At 54.1% G+C, this 7,271-nt stretch carries 6 protein-coding genes and 1 tRNA gene; 2 read left to right on the top strand and 5 right to left on the bottom strand.

Features of this window, described 5'->3' with window-relative positions; translation table 11 throughout:
- Positions 1 to 67: 67 nt before the first annotated feature.
- The 5 genes from H4684_RS13390 to H4684_RS13370 form a co-directional block, all read right to left on the bottom strand.
- Positions 68 to 781 carry a putative HlyD family type I secretion protein gene (locus tag H4684_RS13390; RefSeq protein WP_192624111.1) on the bottom strand — a complete coding sequence of 238 codons (714 nt, stop codon included), beginning with the start codon at positions 779 to 781 and terminating at the stop codon, positions 68 to 70.
- 155 nt (positions 782 to 936) lie between these two features.
- Entirely contained in the window at positions 937 to 2,076 is a 1,140-nt protein-coding gene (locus H4684_RS13385) for a response regulator (protein WP_192624110.1), read from the bottom strand.
- A gap of 717 nt (positions 2,077 to 2,793) precedes the next feature.
- Positions 2,794 to 2,869, bottom strand: a tRNA-Ala gene (locus H4684_RS13380).
- 57 nt (positions 2,870 to 2,926) lie between these two features.
- Positions 2,927 to 4,126, bottom strand: coding sequence for a bifunctional UDP-sugar hydrolase/5'-nucleotidase (locus tag H4684_RS13375; protein WP_192624109.1), 1,200 nt, complete (start codon positions 4,124 to 4,126; stop codon positions 2,927 to 2,929).
- Between the two features lie 169 nt (positions 4,127 to 4,295).
- Positions 4,296 to 4,808 (bottom strand): O-acetyl-ADP-ribose deacetylase, encoded by a 513-nt coding sequence (locus H4684_RS13370; protein WP_192624108.1) that lies wholly within the window; start codon positions 4,806 to 4,808, stop codon positions 4,296 to 4,298.
- A gap of 380 nt (positions 4,809 to 5,188) precedes the next feature.
- Between H4684_RS13370 and H4684_RS13365 the strand changes: the two genes are divergently transcribed.
- Both H4684_RS13365 and H4684_RS13360 read left to right on the top strand, forming a co-directional pair.
- Entirely contained in the window at positions 5,189 to 5,428 is a 240-nt protein-coding gene (locus H4684_RS13365; protein ID WP_407644772.1) for a DUF4212 domain-containing protein, read from the top strand.
- 22 nt (positions 5,429 to 5,450) lie between these two features.
- Positions 5,451 to 7,226: a sodium:solute symporter family protein gene (locus H4684_RS13360; RefSeq protein ID WP_092193971.1), complete on the top strand. Its 1,776-nt coding sequence runs from the start codon at positions 5,451 to 5,453 to the stop codon at positions 7,224 to 7,226.
- The last annotated feature ends 45 nt before the right edge of the window (positions 7,227 to 7,271 follow it).

Here is a 7,271-nt window from a genome sequence, read left to right as displayed (position 1 = left end):
CCAGCGTCGCTTCGCTCCGATTTCCTGGTCAGTTTCAGCCGGAACAGGTGGGCAGTTTGCAGTGGAATCACTGGTCAGTTTGTCCGGAATGCGCACGCTCACACTCAAGCACGCTCAATGCGCTGCGGCGACTGTCATTTCGCGAACGCAAAAGCCGACGCTGGTTCTCGACGAGGTGCGGCTTTTGCTTCAGGATCTCTTCGGGGAAATCCATGTCCTCCCTTGCGTTCAGTTCAGCCTCCAAGCGGGCGATGGCGAGAATCGAATCAAGGTAGCCCGAGTGCTGTTCCCGAAATCTGGATTCCATCTGGATCTGATCCAGCAGGATGAGCAGTTGCCCCTTTGAAACCAGCTCCCCTTCGCGGACCAGAATCTCTTTGACAATTCCTCCCTCGAAATTTTGGACACGCTTTATATCGGATGACGGGATGACCTTGCCAAAACCGCGCACAACTTCATCGAGCGACGCGTGAGCGGCCCACGAAACAGCAACAACAAACAAGAGTATGGCGGCAATCAAAATAATATTGGCCACGAACTGATCCTTGGTATCAAGATCGCGCAACTCACCCACGAACCCATAGACCCCGCCATCTTTGCCCTGTGCTTCGGACCGTCGGGTCAATTCAATTTTTGGTGCGGCAGGAGCTTCCGGGCCGCTCTCGGGAACTATTCCTTCAACTTGAGCCTGAAATTCCGGCCGATTCTTGTGCGAGTTCATTTCATCTCTCCCTTGCATCGTCGTTTCCCTTGAAGTGACCGGAACGATCCTGGCGTTCATTTACGGCCCCACTACCTTCTTTGATGCACGCGCCTCACCGACCATCGTCTTCAATGCTATGATTCCCGCAAGAGGTACGCATTGATAATAAATCCAAATTCAATTCATCAAGAAATGATGCATATTTCGATATAATTGACTTGTAAAAAGTAAATTCATTCATAAGAAAACATGTCCTTGATGGCCATTATTTCATTCAAAGATGCGATAAAGATGTCCACAAGCTTGGGATCAAAATGATTTCCTTTCTCGCTGAGAATGATCATAATCGCATCATCCACAGTAAATGCATGTTTATACGCTCTTCGTGAAATCAAGGCGTCAAAGACGTCTACAAGTCCGACAATCCGCGCTTCAATGGGTATGTTCACACCGCGCAAGCCCTGTGGGTACCCCTTTCCATCCCAGCGTTCGTGATGCGACAAGGCCACGCGGTGTGCCACCCGCAACAAATCAGACTTTCCATCCGCCAAGGCCCGTGCGCCGATCACGGTATGTTGCTTCATGATTTCAGATTCTTCAGGAGTGAGCTTGCCCGGCTTGAGTAGAATGTGATCCGGAATGCCTATTTTCCCAAGATCATGCATTGAGCTTGCCAAGCTCAATTGCTCGGCTTCTTCTCGTGACATTCCGCATTTCAAAGCAATCACTTCAGTGTATGCTTGAATGCGGTTGATGTGATTTCCAGTGTCTACATCACGCATTTCCGCAGCAAGACATAATCTAAAAATCGTTTCCCGCTTTACTTCATTCAGCTCAATATTTTTTTCTTCAAGTTTTTTTGTTCTCTCAGCCACTTTTATTTCAAGATTTGCATTATGCTCTTTCAATTTTCGCTCAGCGATTTTAAGCTTCAAGTGTGTTCGTAACCGAGCATTGACCTCAATCGTATCAAAAGGTTTTTTTATGTAATCCACAGCTCCAAGCTCAAAAGCTTTACTCAAGCTTAAAGGATCGTGTTCTGATGTAATGAAAATAATCGGAATATCGCTAGTTTGTTCATTGTTTTTTATATACTTGCAAATTTCAAAACCATTCATGTCAGGCATGAACAAATCAAGAAGCACTATGTCTGGCAACGAGTATGACAAAGAATCAAAAGCAATCTTGCTGTCTTGAGAAACGGAAATTTTTGAGTATGATTTAAGCGCCTCGATCAAAACAAGAATATTGATTTCAAAATCATCTACAATAAGAATTCTGCATTCATCCAATTCTTCATCGTAATGATCAATTTCATCATTCAAATGAACATGTAATTGATCAAGTTCGCTTATTAAATTTTGGTTTTGCATAAAAACCGCTTGCAAGAAAATGGTTTTTATCGTTATTCTAAATTAGATATCGCAAGAATTAATGAATTCTCACCCATGAGTACTTACATTACTTGCATATACTTCTTAGCTACAATGCCTATTCAATAGTATTTTCATAAACGCTTCCCTACTCAATTTGATACGTACTTATCAGAAAACTGTTGCGTAGAATTGAATGAATTCATCGAAAATCTTTTGCACCATCCAAAATAAAAATCAGCAATATACTGTAATTACGAGCAAATACTGCACGCAACAGCAAGCTGAAAAACCATCATCTGGCTTGCAACACCATGCAACCGCGACCAAAAATAACACCACAATCCTCAAATGACGGAGAAAATAATCTGGGCACAGGTGAGTAGTAATTCGAAGAGGAGAGTAACAGTCAAAAGCGAAATCCCGGAGGCTCTGTTCTAGCGGCAATCGGTTTGCGCTGCGCCACCTTGAAAACCACGACCAAGGCCCGCCGGGAGCAGCGCCTGTACTCAGAAGCGAGGCGGCGGATCAAAGGCGAAAGATGAGGGAGGGGATCGACGCGGGAAGTCTGGAGTGATTCTGGGCCATTATGAAAGGATGCAGGCAGTCTGGCGGCCGTACGGCAAAAAAAACGCCGCAAACGAAAAAAGCCACCCTTTCGGACGGCTTTTTCGTTTGCGGCATTCAAGTAAACGTAATGTTTTTTAAGCGTTTAAGTGGTGGAGCTACGCGGGATCGAACCGCGGACCTCTTGAATGCCATTCAAGCGCTCTCCCAGCTGAGCTACAGCCCCACAACGCGAAAACGGTTACTGCCCAAACCCTTTTGAAAAAGCAAGCATTTTTTCCAACTATTCGAGTTCATCTAGCATTTCAAGGATTTGCGCATCGGCTTCCGCCCCCAGGAGCACTGGCATAGACTGGGTGATACGCGCAATGCCTGCATCCCGGAGCTTAAGACGCACAGATCCAAAACCCCGCCCACCAGGGACAGCGGGGATGTATGCGGGTCTTCCTCGAGAAAACTCCATGCTGTCGCCCAGAATCACCCCGACCTCCTCGTCTCCGCCAAGCAGGCTGGCCACGTCCTCGCTTCCGAACTGCGTCAGCAGCACAATGCAGTCGACCCTGTTTTTCAGCCCCGGCAAAAGAGCGCGCAGGGCGTCAGCCGGGGCAATGAAGCGTGCTCCGGTAATCACCGCCCCGGGAATCGAAGGCAATAGGCTCACGACGGCTACCTTGAGCCGGTTTCGCTCGAAAACCGCATAAGGCCTGATCCATGGCGAAACGCCCTTTCCGAACTCCAGATTGGAACAGACAAGGGGAAATTTCGCCATGCCTACAAGCTCCCGAAGCGCCACCTCGCCCATGGCCAGATCTTGCGGCCCGAGTCCCATGGCGTCGTAGCCCATCCGGTTCATGGCCCGGACCAGTACCTTGTTTGTCATCTGCGCCCCCGCAAATCCCGAGGCAAAGGCGTCTCCCGCGTCAAGCAGGAGGACACCCGGATCCATTTCCCTGAAGTAGGCGATCGTGGCCGGACGCCGAGCCAAGCCGCCCACGTCTCCTGTCAGGCCGGACTTCGGAAACACGTCTCCCCGGGTGTCGCCACTGAAAAGAATCGTGACGCCGGGTTCCGGAGGCGCGGCGGGCGCGGGCACGGGCCGAACCGTGGGCTCAAGTGCCACGGGAGCGCGCAGCGCCGTGTCGAATCGTTCCTCGAACTGCGCGTACACCTCGCTACCGGCCCCATGCGTGCGGTAGGCAATGGAAAGACCGGCCAAAAGCCGGGCCACGTCACCCATGACCGGGTCCTGCTCCAGACCTCGGACCCGCTGCAACCAATCGGCGTAGGGGGAATTGTACGTAAAGCCGTAGCGCCGAAAAATGTCATCTTCCCGAAAAACGAGAAACTGCTGATGCAGGGTGTTCAGTACCTCGAACTGGGGAAGAATGGGCGATTTCACCGCGACCGGCACCTGAGCCGGAGCGCGTTGCCCGGCGCAGGCAAAAAAGGAGAAAAGGCACAGCAGGCAGACGATAATCTTCATGTTCTTCCCGGCAATTGTGTTCAGTGGATGCTCATCGCAGATAAGCGGCGGATTCGAAACGCTTTGTTGCCCAAGGTCTAGCCCATGCCCCCCGCAAAATAAAGGGGCTCCGCGCAGGGCGCGAAAGTCGGACGCAAACCTCTATCAAGAAAACGCCCCGCATCCGGAATCATCGGACGTCTTCTTTGGCAAGGCATTGCTCGTACAAGCGCCGCATGGATTCGGAAAAGCATGCAAAAACCACCGAGGCAGGCGCCAGATGCTCGCGCTGAAAAGCCAGGACCTGGGACACGGCCACGGCGCAGGCTTCAGCCGCCGGAAAACCGTAGGCTCCGCAACTGATGGCCGGAAAAGCCACGCTGCCAAGACCGTGCTCCAGCGCCAAAGTGAGGCAGGCCGCGTAGCAGGAGGCCAGCACTTCCCGCTCGCCCTGCCCGCCGCCTCTCCAGACCGGGCCTACGGTGTGGATCACGTATCTGGACGGCAGACGGTAGCCTTTGGTTATCCGCGCCTCTCCTGCGGGGCACCCCCCAAGGGTGCGGCATTCGGCCAGGAGTTCGGGGCCTGCCACGCGATGGATGGCGCCATCCACCCCGCCTCCTCCCAAGAGCGAGGAATTGGCGGCGTTGACGATGGCATCCACCTGCAATGTCGTGATGTCGGCAACGACAATGGAAATCATGATATCTCTCCTTCACTCGGCAATGCGTGAATTCGACCGCTGACCCTGCGCCTGACGCAAGTCACGGCCAAAACGAGTCCGTTCCCCGCCATAAAACACCTCCAGACCCTCCGCACAATATACGTACTTAGCTTGAACATTCACTTATTACCATCACTTATCACCTACAACCGAACGGTTGCCGCAACCCGGTCAGCGGCAACAAATTCCCATTCACCAGTCCAATTCGACTCCATTCGCCAATAACCTGTTTCTCCCTCCATTCACCGGAAAGCAGATGCAATACATTGCAAACCGTGTCAGAAAACATCCAAGCTCAATCGGGTGAAGCCACATTTCATCAACGCTTTTTTCACAGGGGGGACAACATGGATATGTCAATGCAAAGTTACTGGAAAAGAAACAAAACGTACATGCTCATCCTTTTGGCCATCTGGGCGACGGTATCCTACGGATTCGGGATTTTCTTCGTCGAACAACTCAACGCATTCCATCTTGGCGGATTTCCTCTAGGTTTCTGGTTTGCCCAGCAGGGCTCGATCTATGTTTTCGTACTCATCATCCTTGCCTACTTTCTGCTCATGGATCGGCTGGATAAGAAATACGACGTGCACGAATAGCAACTGACCAACCGGAGGAAACATGTCACTGCAAATCTGGACTTATCTCATCGTGGGCGCGACGTTCGCCCTCTACATAGGAATCGCCTGGACTTCCCGCGTCAAGGACACCAAGGGCTTCTACGTCGCCGGAGGCGGAGTTCCGCCCCTGGCCAACGGCATGGCCACGGCGGCCGACTGGATGAGCGCCGCCTCTTTCATCTCCATGGCCGGCATGATCTCGTTCATGGGCTACGCGGGCTGCATGTACCTCATGGGCTGGACCGGCGGCTACGTGCTCCTGGCCCTGCTCCTGGCCCCGTATCTGCGCAAGTTCGGCAAGTTCACGGTCCCTGATTTCGTCGGCGACCGTTATTACTCCTCGGCGGCCAGGCTCGTGGCGCTGATCTGCGCCATCTTCGTCTCCCTGACCTACGTGGCCGGGCAGATGCGCGGGGTCGGCATCGTCTTCAGCCGCTTCCTGGAAGTCGACGTCAACACCGGAGTCATGATCGGCATGGTCCTGGTTTTCCTGTACGCGGCCATCGGCGGCATGAAGGGCATCACCTGGACCCAGGTCGCCCAGTACTGCGTGCTGATCACGGCCTTCCTCATTCCGGCCATCGCCATCTCGCTCAAGCTGACCGGCAACCCCATCCCGCAGGTAGGTTTTGGAGGCACCATCCTCGGTGGAGCCGACTCGGGCAAGTATCTGCTCGAAACCCTGAACCAGATCGGCAGGGATCTGGGATTCGCCGAGTACACCAGCGCCTTTGGCGCGGGCACAAAACCCATGATCGACGTCTTCGCCATCACCATGTGCCTCATGGTCGGCACGGCCGGCCTGCCCCACGTCATCATCCGCTTCTACACCGTGCCCAGCGTCCGGGCCGCGCGCCTCTCGGCCTTCTACGCCATCCTTTTCATCGCCATCCTCTATACCACGGCTCCGGCCCTGGGTGCGTTCTCCCGCTATACCCTGACCAACGCACTGAGCGAAACACCGTACTCCTCGGTACCGGCCTGGTTCGGCAATTGGGAAAAGACAGGTCTTCTGGCCTGGGTGGACAAGAACAATGACGGCATCATCACCTACCGGGCCGGCGCGGCCTTCGCGGGCAAACCGACCTACAGCGGCGAAACGGGCGCACACGGGCAGCGCCTGGTCACGAACACGCCTCTCGACAACGCCAACGAACTTTACATAGACAACGACATCATGGTCCTGGCCACACCCGAAATCTCACAGCTTCCGCCCTGGGTCATCGCCCTGGTCGCGGCAGGCGGACTCGCAGCGGCCCTGTCCACGGCGGCCGGACTCTTGCTGGTCATCGCCTCGTCCATCTCCCATGACCTCTACTACCGCATCATCAACCGCGGCGCCTCGGAAAAGATACGCCTGCTCGTGGGCCGGGTCATGATCGGCGTGGGCGTCATCATCGCGGGATACTTCGGCATCCACCCTCCGGGATTTGTCGCCCAGGTCGTGGCGCTGGCCTTCGGACTGGCTTCGTCCTCCTTCTTCCCCATCATCGTGCTCGGCATCTTCTGGAAACGCGCGACCAAGGAAGGAGCCATCAGCGGCATGATCAGCGGCATCGGATTCACCATGCTCTACATCGTGCAGACCAAGTTCATGGGCGTGTCTCCCTGGTTCTTCGGCATCAGCCCCGAAGGCATCGGAACGGTGGGCATGGTCATCAACTTCGCGGTCACATACGGTGTCTCCATGATCACCAAGGCTCCGCCGCTCGCCGTGCAGGAGATGGTGGAAAGCGTGCGCATCCCGCGCGGAGCGGGTGCGGCCATCGATCACTAGCCAAATGAAACAGGGGCCGGGAAACCGGCCCCACAACCCAAGGAC

The organism is Desulfomicrobium macestii (assembly GCF_014873765.1).
In the GTDB taxonomy this organism is placed as follows: Bacteria; Desulfobacterota; Desulfovibrionia; order Desulfovibrionales; family Desulfomicrobiaceae; genus Desulfomicrobium; species Desulfomicrobium macestii.
This window is presented reverse-complemented; position numbering and strand designations above follow the sequence as displayed.